The organism is Bradyrhizobium sp. F1.13.3 (assembly GCF_040548265.1).
GTDB lineage: Bacteria > Pseudomonadota > Alphaproteobacteria > Rhizobiales > Xanthobacteraceae > Bradyrhizobium.
In genome coordinates, this window is the sequence record NZ_JBEPRI010000013.1 from 227,249 (window position 1) to 248,503 (window position 21,255).

Sequence of the window (21,255 nt, forward strand, 5' to 3'; positions counted from 1 at the left end):
ATCGGATCAAAAGGGAACGGAATTGTCGGACGCCACACGCCCAGCGCCGCAGGAATCAGCCGGCACGACGGCCGAAACGAAGATATTCGCGCATATCGGCGGCCTTCTCGATTTCCATGCCCGCAAGACGCCGGCGGCCCCCGCCCTCCTCGCCCCCGGCCGGCCGGTCCTCAACTACGGCGAGATTGCCGAGCGAACGCATGAGCTCGTCAGCACGCTGCGCGGGTTTGGCATTGCACCTGCCGACCGCATTGCGGTTGCGCTGCCGCGCGGTGCCGACAGCGCACTGGCTCTGATTACGGTCGCCTCGAGCTGCGCTTGCGTCCCCGTCAATCCCGATCTGACGGCGGACGAGCTGCAACGCTATTTCAGCGAATTGAAGCTGACGGCGCTCGTCACCAGGGCCGACACGAACTCGGCCGCCCGCGATGTCGCCAAGGCGCTCGATATTGCCGTGATCGATTTCATGCCGGGGCCGCAAGATGATCTCGGCGGCTGCGCGTTCGTCGGGCCTGCGGTTGGACCGGCGAGCAGCATCGGCGCCTCGCGCGGCGACGATGACGCGTTCATCCTGCTGACATCGGGCACGGCGGCGCGGCCGAAGATGGTGCCGCTGACGCATCGCAATGTGTGTCTCTCCGCCTACAACGCCGGCCGCGTGCTGTCGCTCGCGTCCCACGATCGTCTGCTCAACGTCCTGCCGCTGTTTCACGCCCATGGTTTGATCTCCGGCCTGCTGACGGCGCTGGCCGCGGGCTCCAGCGTGATCTGTACCGACGGTTTCGACGCATCCTCCTTCTTCGGCTGGATGCGGCAGCTGCAACCGACCTGGTACACGGCAGTGCCGACCATCCATCGCGCGCTGCTGACGGCGGCGGAGGCGAACCCGGATCTTGCCCGATCGTCGTCGCTGCGCGTGATCCGCTCCGCCTCGGCATCGCTTGCGCCTGCGATCCTCGACGGGCTGGAGGCGACGTTCGGCGTTCCCGTGCTCGAAACCTACGGCATGACGGAGGCGGCCTCACAGATCGCGGCCAACCCGTTCGAGCTGCGCAAGATTGGATCGGTCGGCCGTGCCGCGGGCCCCGAGATCGCAATCATGGACGAGACGGGCCGCGCGCTCGCCAGCGGCGAGCATGGCGAGATCACGCTGCGCGGACCCAATATGAGCCGCGGCTACTATAATGACGAGGCGGCGACACAGGCTGCCTTTCGCAACGGCTGGTTCCGGACCGGCGATCTCGGTTATCTCGACTCCGACGGCTATCTCTTCATCGTCGGCCGCATCAAGGACGTCATCAACCGCGGCGGGCAGAAGATCTCGCCCCTCGAGGTGGAAGAGGTTCTGCTCAGCCATCCGGGGGTGCTGGAGGCCGGCGTGTTTGCCGTCCCGCACCAGAAGCTCGGCGAGAACGTCGCCGCAATCGTGGTGCTGCGGCCTAATTCCGAGGCGACCTCGGACCAGTTGCGTCAGTTCGCCCGGAAGCGGCTCGCGGCCTACAAGGTGCCGAGCCTGATCCGCAGCGTGGCGACGCTGCCGAAAGGCGCCAGCGGCAAGGTTAAGCGCAATGCGCTGGCCGAGCTGATCGCAACAGGGGGCGGCGGCGAGGACGAGGCTCGTCTGCCGCGCAATGCGCTGGAGACGGAGCTCGCCGGGATCTGGGCCAATTTGCTGGAGCTGCCGCAGGTCGGGGGCGATCAGGACGTCTTCGCGCTCGGCGCGGACTCGCTCGCGGTGACGCAGATGCGCTCGCGCCTGCGCGAACGCTTCAATGTCGACTTCTCGTTCGAGGACGTTTTTGATTGCGCCACGGCCGCCGCGCTTGCGGCCCGGATCGAGACCGCTGCAACCCATCGCGAAACGCTGCTGCCGGCTTGGCGCCAGGCCACGGAAGCAGACGCGCCGCTCTCGTTCCAGCAGCAGCGGATGTACGTGCTCTCGCGGCTCGACCCCACGCGCTACAATTATAACGTCGTCGAAGTCGCGCTCCTCAAGGGTGGGCTCGGCGTCTCCGCACTTTCTACTGGCCTCGCCGCGATCTCGGCGCGCCATGAGGCGTTGCGATCGATCATCGTTGAACGCGAGGGCGAGCCGGTGCAGCTTGTGCTGCAATCGCCGCCGCAGTTCGAGCGGATCAAGCTCAAGCCCTGCCCTGCGGACAAGCGGGCCGCTGTCGTCAGGCGCGAAGCGCTCCGGCTCGCGCAACATCCGTTCGACCTTGCGCATGAGGCGCCGCTGAAGGTCACGCTGCTCTCGTTCGACAAGAGCAGCCACGCGCTGGTGGTCAACGTCCACCACCTCGTCACCGACGGCTGGTCGCAGCGGCTGTTCTGGGAAGAACTCGCCGCCCATTATTCGGCAGCGCGCAAGAAGGACGCGGCGGCACTGCCTTCGCCCGCCTTCCAGTACCGCGACTTTGCGCTCTGGCAGCAAAGCTGGGCCAAGACGCCGGCGGCAAAGGAGCAGCTCGATTACTGGCGGACGCATCTCGACGGCGTCACCACGCTGCCGCTGTGGACCGACCGGCCAAGGCCGGAGGTCTGGAGCGGTCACGGTGCCCGTCACTATCTGGAATTCTCCAAAATTCTGTCGGCCGACCTGCGTGCGCTGAGCCAGAACCAGGGCGTCACGCCCTTCATGACCCTGCTCGCGGCGTTCCAGTGCCTGCTGTTCCGCCACACCGGACACGAGGATGTCGCGACGGGATCGCTGATCGCCAACCGTAACCAGATCGAGAGCGAGCGTCTGATCGGACTGTTCGCCAACACCCTGATCCTGCGCAATGATTTTGGCAGCGATCCGAGCTTCGGCGACATGTTGCGCCGGGTACGGCAGGTCACGCTCGATGCCTATCGCAATCAGGACCTCCCGATCGAAGAGGTCCTTCGCGCGCTTCAGATCGCGCGAAGGAGCGATGGCAATCCGCTGTTCCGGATCATGTTCATCCTCCAGAACGCCTCGATCGAGGCGGCATCTTTCTCCGGTCTGTCGACGCGGCGGCTCGAGATCGATCCAAAGGTGGCGCGATTCGACATCACCCTCGAACTGGTCGAGGCCGACGGCCGTTTCACCGGCTTCTTCGAATACGCCACCGATCTGTTCGACGCGGCGACGATCGAGGGCATGGCCGCTCAGTTCAAAACCCTGCTCAAATCCGTCATCGCCGATCCCGAGCAGCGCATCTCGCACCTGCCACTCCTGACCGAGGCCGAACGCCGGCAGCTGCTGGCGCAGGGCCGGGGCGTGCGGGCCAATTTCGCCACGCGCAGCAATCCGAGCGAACGTTTCGACCGCCAGGTCAAGAAGACGCCGAACGCGATCGCCGTGTCGGACGGCCGCACATCCGTGAGCTATCGCGAGTTGGCGCGCCGCAGCCAGGCGGCCGCGCGCTGGCTGGCCCTCGAAGGCATCGGCGCCGAGGTCGTGGTCGCCCTGCTTGCAGATCGCGGGCCCGACCTGCTTGCCGCGATGATCGCGGTGCAACGCGTGGGCGCTGCCTTCCTCAATCTCGATCCCGACCAGCCGCCGGCACGGCTCGCAACCATCCTCGGATCGAGCGGCGCCCGCGTGTTGCTGACCGGACGGGCGCAGTCGTCCATGGCGGAGGCGCTGCTCGAACCGCTGGTCGAGCGCATCCGAATGGCCGAGCTCGAGGACGCCATTGCGCCAGCGTCGACCAAGCCGGCCCGCGCGGCCCGGCGCGCGGCTTCGAGCCTTGCGTACCTCATCTACACCTCCGGCTCCTCCGGCGCGCCGAAGGGCGTCATGATCGAGCAGCGCGGGCTTTCGAACCATCTGGCCTCGCTCATCTCCGAGCTGAACCTCTCGTCCCGGGACGTGATCGCGCAGACCGCGCCCCAGAGTTTTGTCATCTCGGTGTGGCAGTTCCTCGCGGGGCCCATGGTCGGCGCGCGCGTCCATGTCTGCAGTACCGCGATCGTGCAGGACCCGATTTTGATTGCGCAGGAAATCGAGCGCGAGGGCATCACGGTGCTCGAGATCGTCCCGTCGCTGCTGCGCGTCATCCTCGATCGCATGGACGAGGCACAGGTCCGACGCGCCTTTGCGAGGCTGCGGCTTCTGATCTCGACGGGCGAGCCGCTGCCCATCGATCTCTGCAAGGCCTGGTTCGCCCGCTGTCCGAAAGTGCCGCTGATCAATGCCTATGGTGCGTCGGAATGTTCCGACGACGTCTCGCTGCATCGCCTGACCAGGGCGCCGGCGACCGACACGAGCCATGTCCCGGTCGGCGCGCCGCTTCCGAACATGCAGCTCTACGTGCTCGACGCAAGCCTGCAGCCGCAGCCGGTCGGCGTGACCGGCGAGCTCTGCATCGGCGGCGCCGGTGTCGGCCGCGGCTATGTCAACCATCCCGCGCAGAACCGGCAGCGCTTCCTGCCCGATCCGTTCTCGCGCAAAGCAAGCAGCCGGCTGTACCGGACCGGCGACCTCGCCCGCCGCCGCGCCGACGGCACGATCGAATGCCTCGGTCGCGCCGACCATCAGGTCAAGGTCCGCGGCTACCGTATCGAGCTCAAGGAGATCGAGAACGCGCTTGCCGACCATCCGGGTGTGCGCGCTGGCATCGTCGAGCCGCGTCGCGAAGCGAGCGGCGATGCCAGGCTGATTGCCCATATCGTCGCAAGATCCGGCAGCCGGAGCAGCGCCAGCGAGCTGCGCGACTTCCTGAAGAGCCGGCTGCCGGGACACGCCATCCCGTCCGCGTTCCTGTTCCTGGATCAGGTGCCGCTCAATGCCCATGGCAAAATCGACCGGAGCGCGCTGCTGGCGCCGGCGCAGCAGGAAACGTTCGGACCGGATACGACCGTGCCGGCGCGGCGCTTCACCGAAAAGGTACTGTCCGACATCTGGATCGACCTGCTGACGGTCGAGAGCCTCGGCGTGACCGACAATTTCTTCGACCTCGGTGGCCATTCGCTGCTGGCGGGCCAAGTCATGGCGCGCGTCGCTCGGGCGCTCGGCGTGTCGCTGCCGATCAAGACCATCTTCGAGGCACCGACGATCGACGAGCTTGCCCGGCGGGTCGACGAGGCCGTGGCGGCAAAGCCGCGCAAGCCGGCCGCAAGTTTCGCAAGGCTGGCTACAGCGAGCCTGGCCGAAGGCAGCCCTCCCACGCTCTCGATCGCGCAGGACCAGATGCTGCGGATCGAGCAGAATCTTCAGGGACTGCCGCTGTTCAACCTGCCTTTCGCCTTCCGTCTCCAGGGGCCGCTCATTCTGGCTGCTCTGGCGCAGGCGATCGACGACATCGTGCGCCGGCACGAATCGCTGCGGACCCATTTCGGCTGGAACGGCGGGGAGCCCGTCAGCCGCATCGCCGCGCCCGGCGCCCTCGGCCGTGTTCTGGCCGTCGAGACGATCGGCGACGGTCAGCCCCACAACAACAAGCGGCGCAAGGCGCTGGAGCTCCGCAAGATCGATCTCCTGATCGAACAGGAGACCTATACCCCGATCGACACCACGCGCGCGCCGCTGCTGCGCGCCCGGCTGCTGCGACTTCACGACGGCGATCACGTGTTGCTGCTGACACTGCACCACGCCGTCGTCGATGGCTGGTCGATCGGCGTGCTGTTCGAGGAAATATCCAACCGTTATGCGGCGCTGGCCGGCTATCGGTCGGTGCCGCTGCCGAAACCGCCGCCGGCTTTTTCGGACGTGGCGCGCTGGCAACGCTGGTGGTGCGGCACCGATGCCGCCCGCCGTCAGGCGGCCGACTGGACCGAGAATTTGCGCGGGGCGCCTCCCCTCTTCGAGGGCGAATCAAGCCCGGGCCCGTCCAGGGGGCACCATCCGGTCAGTCTCGAGCGTGAGCTGATCAGCCGGCTCGCGGCTTTCGCCGGCCAGCACAATTGCACGCTGTTCATGTGCCTGCTGACCGGTTTGAAAGCCCTGCTGCTGGCGCGGACCGGCCGCAACGACATCTCGATCGCCACCGCCATGGCCAATCGCGCCCAGCCGGACACCGACCGGATCGTCGGTCCGTTCGAGAACACGGTGATGGTTCGCACCAAAATCACGCCGGAGCTGTCGTTCGCGCAGGCAATGGCCCGGGTCCGCGAGAGCGTGCTCGACGCGCATGCGCGCCAGGAGCTGCCGTTCAACATCCTGGCCGACCATCTGGAGCAGGAGGGCGTCAATCCAGCCTCGCTGCTCCAGGTCTATTTCACCCTGCAAAATCCGCTGCGCCAGCCGCTCGATTTGCCTGATCTCGCGACAGCATCGATCGGCAACATCGCCCGCGAAGGCCAGCCGGTGCTGCCGATCGACCAGACATGGCTGTCGCTGATGCTCAAGGAGCGGTCGACGGGTATCACCGGTTCATGCAATTACAAGAGCGAGCTGCTCGACGGCGCTACGGTCGGCCAGTGGATGGAGGATCTCGTCGCGCTGCTCGGGGCTGCTCTCGTCCAACCCAATGCGCCACTCGGCCGATTGCTCAATCGCAGGGCGGCATGACCGGCCGCAAAGCACGGACGAATACGGGGTCACTCGTCAAAGCTGTGAATGACCAAGTTGCATCTTGATTATTTGGCGCCATCGCGCAAGATTATTCTCGCGTTTTGATTTGGACGATTATTTTCAACCGGGGAGTTCGTTATGGGTTTCATCAAATTTACCAAGGGCACCTCGTTGAGCGACAAGGACCGCAAGGCCCTGCAGAAGTTGCTCGGCGCCGAGAAGAAGAAGCTGCAGTCCGCGCTGAAGGACGTCGACGCTAGCATCTCGATGTTGGGCGGCTCAAAGAAGTCCAAGAAGAAGAAGACGTAAGACTCGTCGGCCGGGACGCCGCACGAATCTTCGGGCTTCAGTTTTCGGGCTTCAGCTTTCAAATTTGGCCGCTCGCGTGTCGAGTTGGGGTCTCGCACAAGCTTGCGCCCGTAAACCGGCCAGCAATCGACAAGGATTCGCCCGAGTGGACCGCTAGAAGCGGTCCGCTCAGTTGATTCTTGCTCAGTTGATTCTTCCGTCATGGCAGGGGATTTGGCCCCGGCCTGACGCCATGGGCCCAATTGATGGCAGACGACAGAATTGAACTGTTTGTCGGACTGATCGAGACTTTTGACGCGCCGGATGCGGTTGATACGTGCCGGCGCCTGCTCTCGGTCGACGAACGGGTACGAGCCCACCGCTTCATGTTCGAGCGGCACCAGCGGCAGTATATTTTCGCGCATGCGATGTTGCGCCTTGCGCTCTCGCATGTCGCACCTGAGGTCGCCCCCACCGACTGGTCATTTGCGGCCGGGCGTTACGGGCGGCCGTTTGTCGCATCGCCCAAGACCTCGAGCGCGCTGCATTTCAGCCTGTCGCATGCCGACGGCTGCGTCGCCTGCGTCGTGTCAGGGCATGAGACCGTCGGCGTCGATGTCGAGACCGTGTCGCGTCGGGTGGCGCCGCTGTCGACGGCGCTTCGGTTCTTCGCGCCGGAAGAGGTCGAAACGCTGCGCGGGCTGCCGGAGCCCGCCGCGACCGAGCGCTTCTTCGACTACTGGACGCTGAAAGAGGCCTATCTGAAGGCCAGGGGTTTCGGCCTCAATTTGCCGCTCGATGCCTTCGCGATGCAGGTATCGCGCGAGGCGATCGAGATCAGCTTCAAGCCCGATATTGCCGACGATCCGCAAGGGTGGCGATTCCAGCTGATCTCGCCGTCGCCCTCGCATCGTCTCGCGATTGCCGATGGCTCCCGCGCCACCGGCGGCCTTCCCATCACCCGCAATGCGTGGCCGCTGCAGGAGGCGGCTGAATGACGCCGCGGCGGCTGCGCGTAGCTGCAGGAGGCGGCTGAATGACGCCGCGGCGGCTGCGCGTATTTCCCGCGATTTCGCGCAACCGCGACCCCAAGAAATACGTCGCCGAGTTGATGCGGGTCGCGCAGTTCGCCGACCGCAACGGCTTCGAAGGCATCCTGCTGTTCGAAGGCAACGACGTGTTCGTCGAGCCCTGGGCGATGGCCCAGCACATCATCGGCGAGACGACCCGATCCTCGCCGCTGATCGCGGTCAATCCGGTCTACATGCACCCGTTCACGGCGGCGAAATTTGTCTCGTCCTTTGCGCAGCTCCACGGCCGCAAGGTCTATCTCAACATGATCACGGGGACGGCGGTCAGCGATTTGCAGGGGCTCGGCGACGAGCAGTCGCATGCCGACCGCTATGTCCGGCTCGGCGAATTCGTTGCGCTGATGCGCCAGCTGCTGGCAAGCCCGCGGCCGGCGACTTTCGAGGGCCGGTTCTACCGCGCAAGCAACCTGCAACTGCGGCCGCGCCTGCCGCCGGAGCTGATGCCGGAATTTCTGGTCGCAGGCCAGTCCGAGCCGGCACAGCGCGTGGCGAAGGAGACCGGCTGCATCAAGATGCAGATGCTGCCGCCCGATCTCGACCGCGGCCTCGATGCGCCGGGCGTGAATTTTGGAATTTTCGCCCGCGAGGGACGCGACGAGGCACGACAAGCGGCAAAGGCGCGTTTCCGCGATAATGCCGACGATCGCGAACTGCTCGCACTCACCGTGGAAAACAGCGATTCCGTGTGGAAGCGGCGCCTCTACGAGGGCCAGAGCGGCGAGCTAGCGGACAATGGCTATTGGCTGCTGCCGTTCCTGACCTTCCAGGCCGACTGCCCCTACCTCGTCGGCAGCTACGCGGAGATCGGCGCGAAGCTGAAGGAATTTGCCGCGAAAGGGCTGACCACGATCATGCTCGACATGGTCGCAGACGAGACCGAGATGCAGCACGTCTGCAAGGCGCTCGCGGCAAGCGGGATGTTTTGAGTTGTTGATGAAGTCGATCTAACCATCACATCGTCATTGCGAGCGTAGCGAAGCAATCCAGAGTCCCTGCGCGGAAAGATTCTGGATTGCTTCGCTACGCTCGCAATGACGGAGAATGATGGGCTACTCAGCGAGAATCACCGCGCCTCTTCGAATCCCGCCAGCACCGAGGTCAGGTTCGCGCCCAGGATATCCGAGAGATAGCCGCCCTCCTGCACGAACACGGTCGGCAGGCCCATCTTCGCGATGGCCTGGCCGATGCGGCGGAAGCCGGGCGTAGTGACGGCGAGACCCTTCAGCGGATCGTGCTCGGAGGCGTCGAGGCCGAGAGCGATGACGAGGGCGCCGGGCGCAAAGGATTCGATCGCCTTGCGCGCGACGTCCATCGCCTGGATGTAACCGTCATCGCCGGTGCCGATCGCCAGGGGGATGTTGAGATTTGTGCCGAGGCCGGGACCTTCGCCGCGCTCATGCGCATAGCCCCACACGTAAGGGTAATACGCGACGGGATCGGCATGGATCGAGACCGTGTAGACGTCCGGCCGCGCGTAGAAGATGCCTTGCGTGCCGTTGCCGTGATGGACGTCGACGTCGAGGATCACGACACGCTCGTGCCTCTGCCGCAGATGCGCCGCCGCGATCGCGCTGTTGTTGAGGAAGCAGAAGCCGCCGGCCATGTCGCGATAGGCGTGATGGCCGGGCGGACGGCAGAGCGCGTAGCTCGCATCCTCGCCGTCCATCACCATCTGCGCCGCGGTGACGGCGACGTCGGTCGCGGCGCAGGCCGCGGCCCAGGTGCCCGGGCCGATTGGCGCCGCGGTGTCGGCGGTGTGCCAGCCGAGCTTGCCGATGATGTGAGTGGGATAAGTCGCGGCATGGCGCACCGGATGGATGTTGCCAATCATCTCCGGGCCGGAATCGCCGAGCGCGGTCCAGGCCTCCCAGGCCTCGCTCAGGAACGACAGATATTCCGGACTGTGGATGCGCGCACGCGGCCCCTGCCCGAATGTGGTCGGCTCGACCAGTTGATGCTTGCCGTCCTTGAGCCCCTTGAGCAGGCGGTCGGCACGTTCGGGCTGCTCGGTTGTGCGCTTGACCACACCACGAACCAGGAAGAATTGCGGATCGTGGCTGCGATGCAGCTCGGTATGGACGGCTTTCACTCAAACACTCCGTGGTCGCTTTGACGGTGCCACAGATGTCTAAATCCCCGCGGCGGCGAGATGCAAGCAAGAAGAATGCCGCCCGTGTCGCGCCGCCCTGCGCCGGAAGCAGATCGCTCGTGAAACTCAGCAGCGCCCGCGCTGAAGACAGTGCTCGCGGCCCTGCTGGTCGGTGCGGAAGGACTCGACGAAGCCGCCCTGACGCTGGGTCACGAAGATCGTCTTGCCGTCGCTGCCGCCGAAGGCGAGATTGGTCGGCTCCTTGGCCCTTAGCGCAATCTCCCGCTCGACCGCGCCACTGGCCTTCATCAACGTGATCGTGCCCTTGAGGATGCGCGCGACATAGAGGCGGCCGGCCATGTCGGTGCGCAGGCCGTCGACGGTGTCGGGCTGGAACGCCTTGACGAGTTTCGGACTGGTGAGCTCATTGGCGCCGACCGTGTAGGACCAGATCTGGCCGCTGCTGGATTCCCCGACATAGAGCGTCTTGTCATCAGGGCTGAGATCGATGCCGTTGGTGGTGCCCATCGCGCGCGGCGCCGACATGAGCTGTCCCTGCACCGTTCCGTCGGCTCCCTTCGCGATGCGCCAGATGTGACCTTCGCGACCTTTCCAGTTCGGATCGCTCGCGTAGATCGTGCCGTCGCGGGCGATGGTGATGTCGTTGGGCTGGTTCATCTCGTCGGAGTGAAACCAGAGGGCGGGCTCGGTCGATCCCTTCGGGATCGCGAAGATGTTGTGCTTCTTGTAGTCGGCGATGAACATGGTGCCATCGCGCGCGAAGCGGATGGCGTTGCCGACGCTGCCCTCGGGCAAAGCCGTAAACGGCACGGACGCCGCGCCGCCGACAGGCAGCTTGCCGATGGTGCCGGGCTTGCCGAAATTGACGACGAAGAGATTGCCATCGAGATCGGCGGCCGGCCCTTCGATGCCGAACGTGTATTCGCCTGATGGCGTCACCTGCACGCTTTCGAACAGTTTCGTTTCCGCTCGGGCCGGTGCCGTCGCAAGGACGAGAACAACGCTACTGCACAGGCACCAAAAATTCCTGCCGGATGTAATAGCCATCGCCGTCGCTGCACTCGCCATTCAGATAGGGATCGGCCGGCCGGAAGAAGCGGCTGAAGCCAAGTTTGTCTACAGCGTTCCTTTGTGTCACGACGACGACCTTGGCAGCCGGTATTTCGCCGCATTCCTTGTTGGTTTTCCCAAAGAACTTGCGCTGCGGCGGGCCGGGCTTGATCCGCATCCGGATGCCTGGAACCATTTTTGACACCAGCAGATCCGCCGTGTCGAGCAGGCGCGTGTAACCAGGCTCGGCCTTCGGCAAGCCTTCGCCACCCGGCGGCATCAGCTTCTCCGCGCCTAACCCGTGAAGCCGCGTGCGCAACTTGCCGGAGTCGGGATCGCCAGGATAGATCCAGCCATCCTGCGACAGCATGAAGCGAAGCACCGTCGCGTCCTTCTGTGCGTCCGATTGGCCGGGCTTCAAGCCGAAATCCGAGTGACAGCCGACGCAATGCTTCTCGACGAGGCCCTTGCGCAAATTGGTAAGCCGGACGCTGTTCTGCGCGTCCCTGGCCACGAAGACCGCCAGTTGATCGATCAGCGCCTGGCTACGCATGTCGCAGGGCAACGGCGCGGGCGCATCGCCCGCGGCCCGGTCGATCCGGATCACGGTCTGGTTCTTGTCCTCGACCAACCAGATTGCGCCGTCCTCCGCGACCGTCATGCCGACGGGCGCACCTTGCGGCCGCGCGCCGTTGACGCGGTGCCAGCCTGCGATCAGCTCCTCGAACGGCGCCGCGGCGACGTCGCCGGCCTCGGTGTGAAAGCTGTGGGTCGGATCGGCCGCGCAACTGACATGATAGCGCACCGGCGCCGGGGCGGGCTTCGGGAAGCCGTGGTCGTCGACGTCATAGACGATGACGCGGCTGCCGGTCGGGCGATAGCCGTGCAGGCCGACCAGCAGCTTGCCCTCGAGCTCCGGAAATTTCACGCCGTGATAATAGAGCATCGCGAGCGGCGCACCGTGCGGCGGCAGCAGCGAGAACGGCGACTTGTAGAGAACGTTGGAGGTGCACAGCGACTTGTAGATTCCCGCCTGCAAGACGATCCTGAATTCGGGACTCGGCGTCGACAGATCGTAGCAATAGGGCCAGCCGTAATGCCGACCCTGCTCGATCGCATTGATCTCCTCGTTCGGCTTGAAAATGTCAGGCAGGTCGCGACCGTTCTCGCCTTGCAGGAAGGCATAGCCCGCATCGGGAAAGCTCGGGTGCAGCGCCAGTGCCATCGAGTTGCGCAGGCCGCGCGCATAGACGCTATGCGGCGGGTCGGCATCGCCAGGCTTCAACGCCGGGAAAATACCGCCCGGCGGCGGCATGAACAGCCAGATCGACGCCATCGCGGAAGCGCCCTCGGCCGCCGCGCAAGGCTTTGTGATCGGCGCCGGCGTGATGCAGTCGTCGCTGTGCGAGCCGATGTTGACGAACAGGCGGCCGTTCTTATCAAAGACAAACTGCTTGAGTGGATGCGCGCTCTCGTCGACCCTGGTGCCGTCGGGCAATGTGATCCGGCGGCCCGGCATGTGACGGACGATGGTCTCGACCGTATCGCGCGGTTTGTCGGCGAGCGGATCGAACCGGAAGATCGTCTCCGCGCTCGAGGCATAGAGCTTCTTGTCCGGACCGATCACGAGACCGAACGGATATTCGATTGCAGTCAGCAGCTCCTTGAACCGCTGTCCCTCAGGTGCACGCGGGTCGAGCAACAGCAGCCGCCCGTCGGTATGGCCCCAGCCCGCCATGTCCGCGACCACGAACAGGTCACGACCGGGCACCTGGATGATCGAGCGCGGGAATTTCAGCCGATCCTCCTCGCTGGCGACGAGGCCGGCGCAAAATCCCGCTTTCATGTCGATCTGGATTCTTGGAAAAACCAGATCGGAGCTGCCGCAGGTCTCCGGGCCGATCGCATAGCCGCTCTTGCGGACCGGTTCTGACGAGCCTACCGAGGCGAAGGTCAGGAGGATCACCAAGGCGCCCGCGCATACGCGCAGGCTTCGGCGTTCACGCCAGAATGTGAGGTGGTTCACGGCGCCTCCCGGGCTTTCCGTCCAGGGTTGTTCCATGCCGTGGGAATGCCGTCCAGTTGATCAACACCCCCTTGTGATCAAACCAGCAGGGGGCTTGGCGCCGACCAATCTCCGTAGATTCCCTTACCGGGCTCGACCCGAATGTTTCGCGAAGGCTTGGAATGGTATCGGTTTGCCGTCCCAATCGCTCCCAATAGGAGACGCATATGGTCCAGGTCTATTTTCACTGCTCAAATACCGAGGGCACGCTGATCGATCGCAGCGGCACAGCGGTGACCAATCTGACCGAGGCGCGCGACCGTGCCGCCCAGATCATGAACGCGATGATCCTGACGCCCGGCGCTGAGGATTGGCGCGACTGGGTGATCCATGTCAGCGGCTCCGACGGCGAGGAGATCTTCGATCTCCCCTTCACTGCCATGCTCGGCAAGCCGCACTGAGGTGATGCCATGTTGCTCGCGTCACTGACCCTGCTCCGCCAGCCCCTGAGCTTCGTCGCCAGCAAATGGCAGACGCTGATCCGGATCGCCGGCAATCCCTACCGGCCCGAGCTCCACTACATGCGCGGGCCTGGCCCGAAATGGCACGCCAAGTATCAGGCCAGCCGGCTGGATCGCGCCCGCTGAGCCCTGCGGCTCCTGCTTTCCACTGATCGGTCTCACAACTCGTCATGCCCGGGCCTGCCCGGGCATTCACGTGTTGGCGCCTCCCCCGCCTGCTTCACACCAGCCATGTCGCGCCTCCCTTTCCATGTTCTCGGTGGGGGCGATGTGCCATTCTTCGCACGCTCCCGCCCATTGCGGAGCTCAGCGCAACGAAGCCAAACCGAAGACAGCACACAGACATCATCATGCCTCATCAGTTCAGCCACGCCCAAACCGTCCGCAAGCCCGCCGTTACATCCAAAGGCGGCATCGTCGCTGCGCAATCGCGGCGGGCGGCCGAAGTGGGGGCGCAAGTGCTGGCGGCAGGCGGCGACTGTGTGGACGCGATCGTCGCCACCACCTTCGCGCTCAACGTGCTGGAGCCCTGGAACAGCGGCATGGGCGGCGGCGGCGCGATGGTGCTCTACCGTGCGGCGGAAAATCGCTACGAAGTGATCGACTACGGCATGTGCGCCCCGCAAAGCCTGCGCACCGCCGACTATCCGCTCAGCGGCGAAGGCGCGGCTTCCGATCTGTTTCCCTGGCAGCGGGTCAAGGACGACCGCAACATCCACGGCCCCGGCTCGATCGCCGTGCCCGGCGTCGTCGCCGGCATGGAAGAGGCGCATCGTCGTCACGCCAGGCTGCCTTGGAAAGATCTGGTCGCGCCAGCCGCGGCCCTCGCCGGTGAAGGCCTGCTGGTCGATTGGTGGACCACGCTGACGATCGCGGCGTCGGCGGCCGATCTTCGGCGCTATCCCGCGAGTGCGACAACGTTCCTGAAGGACGGCCTCCCGCCAAGCGCGCCATGGGGCATCAAGTCAGAGACGCGACTGCCGCTGGACACACTGAAGGCGACGCTGTTGCACCTTGCCGACGCCGGTCCGCGCGATTTCTACCAAGGCGATCTCGCCAGGAGCATCGCATCCGACATCAGCGCCGACGGCGGCGCGCTGTCGGTGGAGGACCTCGCCGCGTTCCGCGCCCATCCGCGCGAGCCGCTGGCGATCCCCTATCGCGGCGGCAAAGTGTTTGCGACGCCAGAGCTCACGGCCGGGCCGACGATGGCGCATGCGCTGCGCCTGTTGCTACAGAACTTTAAGCCGGGAAGCGCGCCCGATGCAGCCGCCTACGTCGAATATGCCGCCGCGCTGCAATCAGCCTATCGCGAGCGGCTCAAGGATATGGGGGATGCGGACGGCAAGCGTTCGCTCGGGGCGGACTATCTGGCGCCCGCCTGCACCACGCATTTCTCCGTGGTCGACCGCCACGGCAACATCGCGGCCGTGACGCAGACGCTGCTGTCATCCTTCGGCTCGAAATACGTCACGCCGCACACCGGCATTGCCATGAACAACGGCATCATGTGGTTCGACCCGACGCCGGGCACCACCAACTCGCTCGCCCCTGGCAAGCGCTGCCTCACCAACTACACGCCTGTCATCGCCGAGGCCAAGGACGGCAAGCGGCTCGCGGTCGGCGCCTCGGGCGGTCGCCGCATCCTGCCCTCGGTGATGCAGATCGTATCGTTTGCGATGGATTTTGGCATGGATCTCGATGCCGCGATCCATCAGCCGCGCATCGATGCCAGCGAAGGCGCAATCGTGATCGGCGATACCAGGTTGCCTGCGGGCACACGCGAGACGCTCGCGGCGCGCTTCGACTATGAGGAAGCGCGGGTGCAGTCCTTGCCGCAGAAGTTCGCCTGCCCGAGCGTGGTGATGCGCGACGGCGACACCAATTCCGGCGCAGTCGAGATTTTCCAGCCGTGGGCCGACGCGGTGGTCGAGGGCTGAGGCTTAGATCCCCAGCCGGTCCCGCACGCGACCAGCGATCACTGCCGTCGTCACGCCCACCGGCCACAACGCATGCATCGGGATCGGCTTGATGCCGGTGACGGGCATGTCGATCTCGGCCTTGGCGCCACCGATCAGACGGCGCGCCAGTTGCGCGCCCATCGCGGTCGAGAGCGCGACGCCGCGGCCGTTGCAGCCGAGCGAGATCAGGATGTTGTCCGCGGGCTCGTGCACATGCGGATAATGATCCCCTGTGATGGCGAGCCGGCTATTCCAGCCATGGGTCCAGGCAACGCCCTTGAGCTGCGGCCATAGCCGCTCGGCATATCGCATGAGATAGGCGACGTCGCGCGGCGAATTGATCCAGCGCATCGGACCGCGACCACCCATCAAGAGGCGGTTCTGCTGATCGATGCGGTAATAGACGGTGATGTGGCCGCTCTCGTAGAGCACCGGTCGCGTCGGCATGATCGAACGTGCCACGTCATCAGACAGCGGCGCCGTGGCGGCGATCGAGGAAAACACCGGCACGATGGTGCGGCGGAGCGCCGGCCAGAGATCGTCCGTAAAACCGTTGGTCGCGAGCAGCACCTTGTCGGCATGAACCACCGCGCGCGGAGTCTCGATGCGCCAGCGGCTGCCCTCGCGACGGAGCGATAGTGCCGGTGTTTCGCCATGCACCTGCGCGCCCGCGGAGATCACGGCGCGCGCAAGGCCGCGGGCGTAGCTGAGCGGATGCAGGTCGCCGCCGCGGGTATCCAGCATGGCGCCGATGTAGCGATCGGTGCCGGTCATCTCGCGCAATTGCTCGCGATTGAGGTACGTCACCGGCATCCCACGGGCGATGCACTGTTGTGCGGTTGTCTCGATCGCGGCGGCGCTGGCCTCATTATAGGCCGCGCGCAGCGTGCCGTTCTGCCGCGCTTCGCACGGAATCTGGTAGCGACGGATCAAATCGTGGGTGAAGTTCGTCGTGCCGTAGGAGAACGCGACCATGCGGCGGCCGAGCTCAGCGCCGAAATCGGCCTCGATCTGATCGGGATCGTGCTTCAGTCCGGGATTGGTGTGGCCGCCATTGTTGCCGGATGCGCCCCAGCCCGGCTCCTGCGCCTCCAGTACCAGTGCCTCGACGCCCTGCTCCGCCAGATGCAATGCGGTGGACAGGCCGGTGTAGCCGCCGCCGATAATGGCGACGGAAACATTCTTGTCCGTGTCGAGCGGCGGCGTCGCAACCGGCGCCACGGCGGTGTCGGCGTAGAGCGAGGGTGGCAGCGGCAGGCGCGTCATGGCAAGAACCGGTCAGAGCGGATGCAGCACGCGGCGCAAAAAGTCCTGCGTCCGCGCATGCTGCGGTTGATTGAGCACCGATTTTGCCGGCCCCTGCTCGACGATAACACCGCCGTCAATGAACAGCACACGGTCGGCGACGTCGCGGGCAAAGCCCATCTCATGGGTGACGACGACCATGGTCATGCCGTCATCGGCGAGCTTGCGCATCACGCCGAGAACGTCGCCGACCAATTCAGGATCGAGCGCCGAGGTCGGCTCGTCGAACAGGATGGCCTTGGGTTGCATCGCCAGCGCCCGCGCGATCGCGACGCGTTGCTGCTGGCCGCCGGAGAGCTGCGGCGGATGTTCGTTGGCCTTCTCGGCGAGGCCCACTTGAGCGAGCAGTGCGCGGCCACGCTCGAATGCGGCAGCGCGCGGCTCCTTCTTCACATAGAGCGGACCCTCAACGACGTTCTCCAGCACCGTTCGGTGCGGAAACAAATTGAAGCGCTGGAACACCATCGAGACCTGGGTGCGGACCTTCACGATCGACGGAGCGTCGCGATCGACCTTCAACCCCTCGACGCTGATCTCGCCGCGGTCATAGCTTTCGAGCCCGTTGATACAGCGCAAAATGGTGGACTTGCCGGAGCCGGAGGGCCCGACGACGCAGACCACCTCGCCTTTCTGCACGGACGCCGTGATGCCCTTGAGCACCTCGTTCTCGCCAAAGCTCTTGTGGACGTCGGTCAGCTCGATCATTTCTTGCCGGCCCGCTTCTCGAAGTGACGGACCAGCAGGATCAGCGGAATGCTCATGGTGAGATACATCAGCGCAACCATCGTAAACACGTTGGTGTTCTTGAAGGTCGAGGACGCGATCAGCTTGCCCTGAAGGGCGAGCTCGGCGACCGTGATGGTCGAGGCCTGCGAGGAATCCTTCAGCATCATGATCATGACGTTGCCATAGGGCGGCAGCACGATGCGCACCGCCTGCGGCAGCACGACCCGGCGCATGGTCAGCCACCAGCCCATGCCGATCGATTGCGCCGCCTCGATCTGCCCCTTGTCGATCGCCTCGATGCCGGCGCGGAAATTTTCCGCCTGATAGGCCGAGTAGGCGATGCCGAGCCCGAGGATCGCGGCCTGCAACGCGGACAGCGTGACGCCGAGATCGGGCATCACGAAGTAAAGGTAGAACAACAGCACGATGATTGGAATGCCGCGGATCACGTTGATCAGGCTGGCGCTGAGCAGCGACAGGACGCGGATGCCGGAGACCCGCATCATCGCCCAGACCAGGCCAAGCACCGTCGATAGCAGCAGCGAGCCGATGGTGACGACGATCGTCAGCACGACGCCGCTCATCAGGATCGGGAAGAATTCGGCCGCGTCGTGCCAGAAGCCCTTCATCAATCAGCTTTCATCGATTGGCGTCTGGCGATCAACCCTGTGCCTTCAGGCCCCATTTATCGAGGATCTTGTCGATGGTGCCGTTGGCCTTCAGCTTGGCGAGCGAGGCGTTGATCTTGCCGAGCAGCGCGGTCTCACCCTTGCGCACGCCGATGCCGACCGAGCCGACGGTGACGGGCTTATAGCCGTCGACCAGGCGCACCTCGGGAAAGCCGCCCTGCTTCAGATTGTAGGCGAGGATCGGATAGTCGGCGTAACCGGCCTTGAGGCGGCCGGTGTTCACGTCGCGCAGGATGTCGGGGATGGTGTCGTAGGCCTTGACGTCGGCGAACAGGCCGGACTTCTTCAGCGCGTCGACGAAGGCGGTGCCGACCTGGGCGCCGACCGTCTCGCCCTTCAGATCGTCCTGGGTGGCGTAGGCCTTGGAATCGCTCTTCGGGACCACGAGGCCTTCGCCATAGGTGTAGATCGGATCGGAGAAGTCGACGACCTCCTTGCGTGGCGCCGTGATGAACATCGCGGCCGCAATGATGTCGATCTTGCTCGATGTCAGCGATGGAATCAGCGCCGAGAACTGCATCGGCTCGATCTGCACGTTGAAGCCGGCATCCTTGCCCACTTCAGTGACAAGATCGACCATGATGCCCTGGATGCTATTGGTCTTGGTGTCGAGGAACGTGAAGGGAATGCCTGTCGGCGTCGAGCCGACCTTCAGCACTTGCTGCGCCGAAGCCGGCACCATTGCGGCAATCGCGAGTGCCGCAACCGCGGCCAGACCAAAACGCTTCATCGCATCCCCCTTGGGCCCGGCCGATGGCGGCGCTCGCAGATCTCGTCATCGCAGACGTTGCGGGCCAAGCCGTTTCGGCCTATTTTCACCAGTATGAAAATTTGGTCACACTTTTACGGCCGATGCAAGCGGTTTTCATGCACATGAAGGAAGCGGTTTGACGTGAGCGGTGGCAAAAGAATGCGCAGACCGGCCGCCGCAAAGCGGGTGAAGAAGGTGCAGATAAAGGTGAAGGTGAAAGCCAGCGCCAGCACCAGGACTATTGCGAGAGCGGCCGAGCCGGCGATGGATGTCGCGGTCGGCCGCCGCATTCGCGATCTCAGGCGCATCAGGCAATTCTCGCTGGAGACGGTCGCTTCGCGCACGGATCTCTCGATCGGCTTCCTCAGCCAGATCGAGCGCGGCCTGTCGTCGCCGTCGCTGCGCGTACTGGCCACGCTCGCCGACGTGCTCGGCGTCGGCATCGCCGCGCTGTTCGGCGCGAGCCCGAATGCCGACGGCGCATCCGACCAAATCGTCACGCGAGGGCTTCAGCGGCCCGAACTGAAGCTCTGGCGCACCGGCGTGTCGAAGCAATTGCTGAGCCCCGCCAGCACCGACAACCGGCTCAACCTGTTCCTGGTGCATCTGGAGCCCGGCGGCTCCACCGGCGACGAGCTCTATACCCATGACGGCGAGGAAGCCGGCCTCGTGCTCGAAGGCGAGATGATGCTGACGGTGGACAACGAGACATGGTCACTGAAGACGGGCGACAGTTTTCGGTTTGCAAGCCGGAGGCCGCACCGATTTTCAAATCCGGCCGAGAATGCGAAGGCCGTGGTGTTGTGGGTGAATTGCGTGACCGCGGTGGGGTAGCGCAGCCGTCATTCCGGGGCGATGCGCAGCATCGAACTATGGTGCGCAATTGCGCACCTGAGAATCTCGAGATTCCGGGTTCGTCTCTTCGAGACGCCCCGGAATGACGGCCTCACTTAGCCAAACCGGTACTTGTACCGGTCCACCGTTAGCGCACTCACATCAATGTCCGGCTTCTTGCCCGACAGCATGTCGGCGAGCACGCGGCCGGAGCCGCAGGACATGGTCCAGCCTAGCGTGCCGTGGCCGGTGTTGAGGTGAAGGTTGGCATACTGCGTGGGGCCGATCACCGGCGGGCCGTCCGGCGTCATCGGGCGCAGACCGCTCCAGAACGTCGCCTTGGAGAGGTCGCCGCCGCGCGGGAACAGATCGGTCAGGGAGTGATCGAGCGTGGCGCGGCGCGCATCATAGAGCTGGCTCGAGAAGCCGGAGATTTCGGCGGTGCCGCCGACGCGGATGCGATTGCCGAGGCGCGTGATGGCGACTTTGTAGCTCTCGTCCATCACGGTCGATTCCGGCACGCCGGAAGCGTCCTTGATCGGCACCGTGATCGAATAGCCCTTCACGGGATAGACCGGCAGCGAAATATCGAGCGGCGCGACCAGCCGCGACGACCAGCTTCCGAGCGCGAGCACGTAAGCGTCTGCCTGCAACATGCCGGCGCTGGTCGCGACACCGCTGACGCGCGCGCCGTCGGTGACGATGCGGTCGATGCCGGTGTTGAACATGAAGCGCACGCCGAGCGCTTCGGCGTGCTTGGCCAGCGCCTGCGTGAACATGTGACAATCGCCGGTCTCGTCCTGCGGCAGGCGGAGTCCGCCCGCGAACTTCTCCTTCACGCCCGCCAGCGCCGGCTCGGCCGCGATGCAGCCCTCTCGGCTCAGCACCTCGAAGGGCACGCCGTACTCCTTGAGCACGGCGATGTCCTCACCGGTGCCGTCGAGCTGGGCCTGGTAGCGGAACAGCTGCAGCGTGCCCTGCGAGCGCTCGTCATACTGGATGCCGATGTCGCGGCGCAGGTCGCGCAGGCAATCGCGGCTATATTCCGCGATCGGAATCATCCGGCTCTTGTTGATCGCGTAGCGTTCGCTGGTGCAATTGCGCAGCATCTTGAGCAGCCAGACCCACATCACGGGATCGAGCTTCGGCCGGATCACCAGCGGGCCGTGTTTCATCAGCAGCCATTTGACCGCCTTCACCGGGACGCCGGGACCGGCCCAGGGCGAGGAATAGCCGGGCGACACTTCGCCGGCATTGGCAAAGGAGGTCTCGAGCGCCGGTTCGGGCTGACGGTCGACAACCGTCACCTCATGGCCGGCACGCGCGAGGTAGTAGGCAGAGGTGACACCGATGACACCGCTGCCGAGGATCAGAACTTTCACGCTTCGTCAAACTCCCGCGGCATCACGCTCGCCGCTGCAAGAGGAAACTCCGCAACGGCGA

Annotated in this window: 16 protein-coding genes; 8 read left to right on the forward strand and 8 right to left on the reverse strand. The window is 64.9% G+C overall.

Annotation, left to right across the window (positions count from 1 at the left end; all coding sequences use genetic code 11):
* The first annotated feature begins 22 nt into the window (after nt 1–22).
* The 4 genes from ABIB66_RS30425 (at nt 23) to ABIB66_RS30440 (ending at nt 8,786) form a co-directional block, all read left to right on the forward strand.
* Nucleotides 23–6,478 (forward strand): non-ribosomal peptide synthetase, encoded by a 6,456-nt coding sequence (locus ABIB66_RS30425; protein ID WP_354256807.1) that lies wholly within the window; start codon nt 23–25, stop codon nt 6,476–6,478.
* A gap of 141 nt (nt 6,479–6,619) precedes the next feature.
* Nucleotides 6,620–6,790 (forward strand): hypothetical protein, encoded by a 171-nt coding sequence (locus ABIB66_RS30430; RefSeq protein WP_162847227.1) that lies wholly within the window; start codon nt 6,620–6,622, stop codon nt 6,788–6,790.
* 245 nt (nt 6,791–7,035) lie between these two features.
* A complete protein-coding gene (locus tag ABIB66_RS30435; protein WP_275172172.1) occupies nt 7,036–7,767 on the forward strand; it encodes a 4'-phosphopantetheinyl transferase family protein in 732 nt (243 codons plus the stop codon).
* A gap of 38 nt (nt 7,768–7,805) precedes the next feature.
* Nucleotides 7,806–8,786 (forward strand): LLM class flavin-dependent oxidoreductase, encoded by a 981-nt coding sequence (locus ABIB66_RS30440; RefSeq protein ID WP_275172173.1) that lies wholly within the window; start codon nt 7,806–7,808, stop codon nt 8,784–8,786.
* Between the two features lie 137 nt (nt 8,787–8,923).
* Here the strand turns inward: ABIB66_RS30440 and ABIB66_RS30445 are convergent, their stop codons facing one another.
* The 3 genes from ABIB66_RS30445 to ABIB66_RS30455 all read right to left on the reverse strand — a co-directional run bounded on the left by ABIB66_RS30445 (nt 8,924) and on the right by ABIB66_RS30455 (nt 13,046).
* Nucleotides 8,924–9,949: a histone deacetylase family protein gene (locus ABIB66_RS30445; RefSeq protein WP_275172174.1), complete on the reverse strand. Its 1,026-nt coding sequence runs from the start codon at nt 9,947–9,949 to the stop codon at nt 8,924–8,926.
* A gap of 126 nt (nt 9,950–10,075) precedes the next feature.
* Nucleotides 10,076–11,017, reverse strand: a complete 942-nt coding sequence (locus ABIB66_RS30450; protein ID WP_275172176.1) for an SMP-30/gluconolactonase/LRE family protein — start codon at nt 11,015–11,017, stop codon at nt 10,076–10,078.
* A complete protein-coding gene (locus ABIB66_RS30455; RefSeq protein ID WP_275172177.1) occupies nt 10,974–13,046 on the reverse strand; it encodes a PQQ-dependent sugar dehydrogenase in 2,073 nt (690 codons plus the stop codon). Before ABIB66_RS30455 ends, ABIB66_RS30450 begins: the two co-directional genes overlap by 44 nt.
* A gap of 206 nt (nt 13,047–13,252) precedes the next feature.
* Here ABIB66_RS30455 and ABIB66_RS30460 point away from each other — a divergent pair, with 206 nt between their 5' ends.
* From ABIB66_RS30460 to ABIB66_RS30470, 3 genes are all read left to right on the forward strand, one after another.
* Complete coding sequence (locus ABIB66_RS30460) at nt 13,253–13,486, forward strand: DUF6894 family protein (RefSeq protein ID WP_007600593.1); 234 nt, start codon at nt 13,253–13,255, stop codon at nt 13,484–13,486.
* Between the two features lie 9 nt (nt 13,487–13,495).
* Nucleotides 13,496–13,672, forward strand: coding sequence for a hypothetical protein (locus ABIB66_RS30465; RefSeq protein ID WP_275172179.1), 177 nt, complete (start codon nt 13,496–13,498; stop codon nt 13,670–13,672).
* 224 nt (nt 13,673–13,896) lie between these two features.
* Complete coding sequence (locus tag ABIB66_RS30470; protein ID WP_354256810.1) at nt 13,897–15,486, forward strand: gamma-glutamyltransferase family protein; 1,590 nt, start codon at nt 13,897–13,899, stop codon at nt 15,484–15,486.
* Between the two features lie 3 nt (nt 15,487–15,489).
* On the opposite strand, the gene ABIB66_RS30475 is transcribed toward ABIB66_RS30470, so the two are convergent.
* Genes ABIB66_RS30475 through ABIB66_RS30490 form a run of 4 tightly spaced genes read right to left on the reverse strand, consistent with a single transcriptional unit; the run spans nt 15,490 to nt 18,957 of the window.
* Complete coding sequence (locus ABIB66_RS30475; protein WP_354210443.1) at nt 15,490–16,773, reverse strand: NAD(P)/FAD-dependent oxidoreductase; 1,284 nt, start codon at nt 16,771–16,773, stop codon at nt 15,490–15,492.
* A gap of 12 nt (nt 16,774–16,785) precedes the next feature.
* Complete coding sequence (locus ABIB66_RS30480; RefSeq protein WP_354210444.1) at nt 16,786–17,517, reverse strand: amino acid ABC transporter ATP-binding protein; 732 nt, start codon at nt 17,515–17,517, stop codon at nt 16,786–16,788.
* Nucleotides 17,514–18,167, reverse strand: coding sequence for an amino acid ABC transporter permease (locus ABIB66_RS30485; RefSeq protein ID WP_007600584.1), 654 nt, complete (start codon nt 18,165–18,167; stop codon nt 17,514–17,516). The genes ABIB66_RS30480 and ABIB66_RS30485 overlap by 4 nt, the downstream gene beginning before the upstream one ends.
* 31 nt (nt 18,168–18,198) lie before the next feature.
* Nucleotides 18,199–18,957, reverse strand: a complete 759-nt coding sequence (locus ABIB66_RS30490) for an ABC transporter substrate-binding protein (RefSeq protein ID WP_354210445.1) — start codon at nt 18,955–18,957, stop codon at nt 18,199–18,201.
* A gap of 180 nt (nt 18,958–19,137) precedes the next feature.
* Between ABIB66_RS30490 and ABIB66_RS30495 the strand changes: the two genes are divergently transcribed.
* Nucleotides 19,138–19,812: a helix-turn-helix domain-containing protein gene (locus ABIB66_RS30495; protein ID WP_354210446.1), complete on the forward strand. Its 675-nt coding sequence runs from the start codon at nt 19,138–19,140 to the stop codon at nt 19,810–19,812.
* Nucleotides 19,813–19,928: 116 nt separating this feature from the next.
* On the opposite strand, the gene ABIB66_RS30500 is transcribed toward ABIB66_RS30495, so the two are convergent.
* Nucleotides 19,929–21,194: a D-amino acid dehydrogenase gene (locus ABIB66_RS30500; RefSeq protein WP_354210447.1), complete on the reverse strand. Its 1,266-nt coding sequence runs from the start codon at nt 21,192–21,194 to the stop codon at nt 19,929–19,931.
* Nucleotides 21,195–21,255: the final 61 nt, after the last annotated feature.

Excerpts from the sequence above, each read along its gene's own strand:
- ABIB66_RS30430 (WP_162847227.1), top strand. The coding sequence starts at position 6,620 with ATGGGTTTCATCAAATTTACCAAGGGCACCTCGTTGAGCGACAAGGAC.
- ABIB66_RS30435 (WP_275172172.1), top strand. The coding sequence starts at position 7,036 with ATGGCAGACGACAGAATTGAACTGTTTGTCGGACTGATCGAGACTTTT.
- ABIB66_RS30440 (WP_275172173.1), top strand. The coding sequence starts at position 7,806 with ATGACGCCGCGGCGGCTGCGCGTATTTCCCGCGATTTCGCGCAACCGC.
- ABIB66_RS30450 (WP_275172176.1), bottom strand. The coding sequence starts at position 11,017 with ATGGCTATTACATCCGGCAGGAATTTTTGGTGCCTGTGCAGTAGCGTT.
- ABIB66_RS30460 (WP_007600593.1), top strand. The coding sequence starts at position 13,253 with ATGGTCCAGGTCTATTTTCACTGCTCAAATACCGAGGGCACGCTGATC.
- ABIB66_RS30465 (WP_275172179.1), top strand. The coding sequence starts at position 13,496 with ATGTTGCTCGCGTCACTGACCCTGCTCCGCCAGCCCCTGAGCTTCGTC.
- ABIB66_RS30470 (WP_354256810.1), top strand. The coding sequence starts at position 13,897 with ATGCCTCATCAGTTCAGCCACGCCCAAACCGTCCGCAAGCCCGCCGTT.
- ABIB66_RS30475 (WP_354210443.1), bottom strand. The coding sequence starts at position 16,773 with ATGACGCGCCTGCCGCTGCCACCCTCGCTCTACGCCGACACCGCCGTG.
- ABIB66_RS30480 (WP_354210444.1), bottom strand. The coding sequence starts at position 17,517 with ATGATCGAGCTGACCGACGTCCACAAGAGCTTTGGCGAGAACGAGGTG.
- ABIB66_RS30485 (WP_007600584.1), bottom strand. The coding sequence starts at position 18,167 with ATGAAGGGCTTCTGGCACGACGCGGCCGAATTCTTCCCGATCCTGATG.
- ABIB66_RS30490 (WP_354210445.1), bottom strand. The coding sequence starts at position 18,957 with ATGAAGCGTTTTGGTCTGGCCGCGGTTGCGGCACTCGCGATTGCCGCA.
- ABIB66_RS30495 (WP_354210446.1), top strand. The coding sequence starts at position 19,138 with ATGCGCAGACCGGCCGCCGCAAAGCGGGTGAAGAAGGTGCAGATAAAG.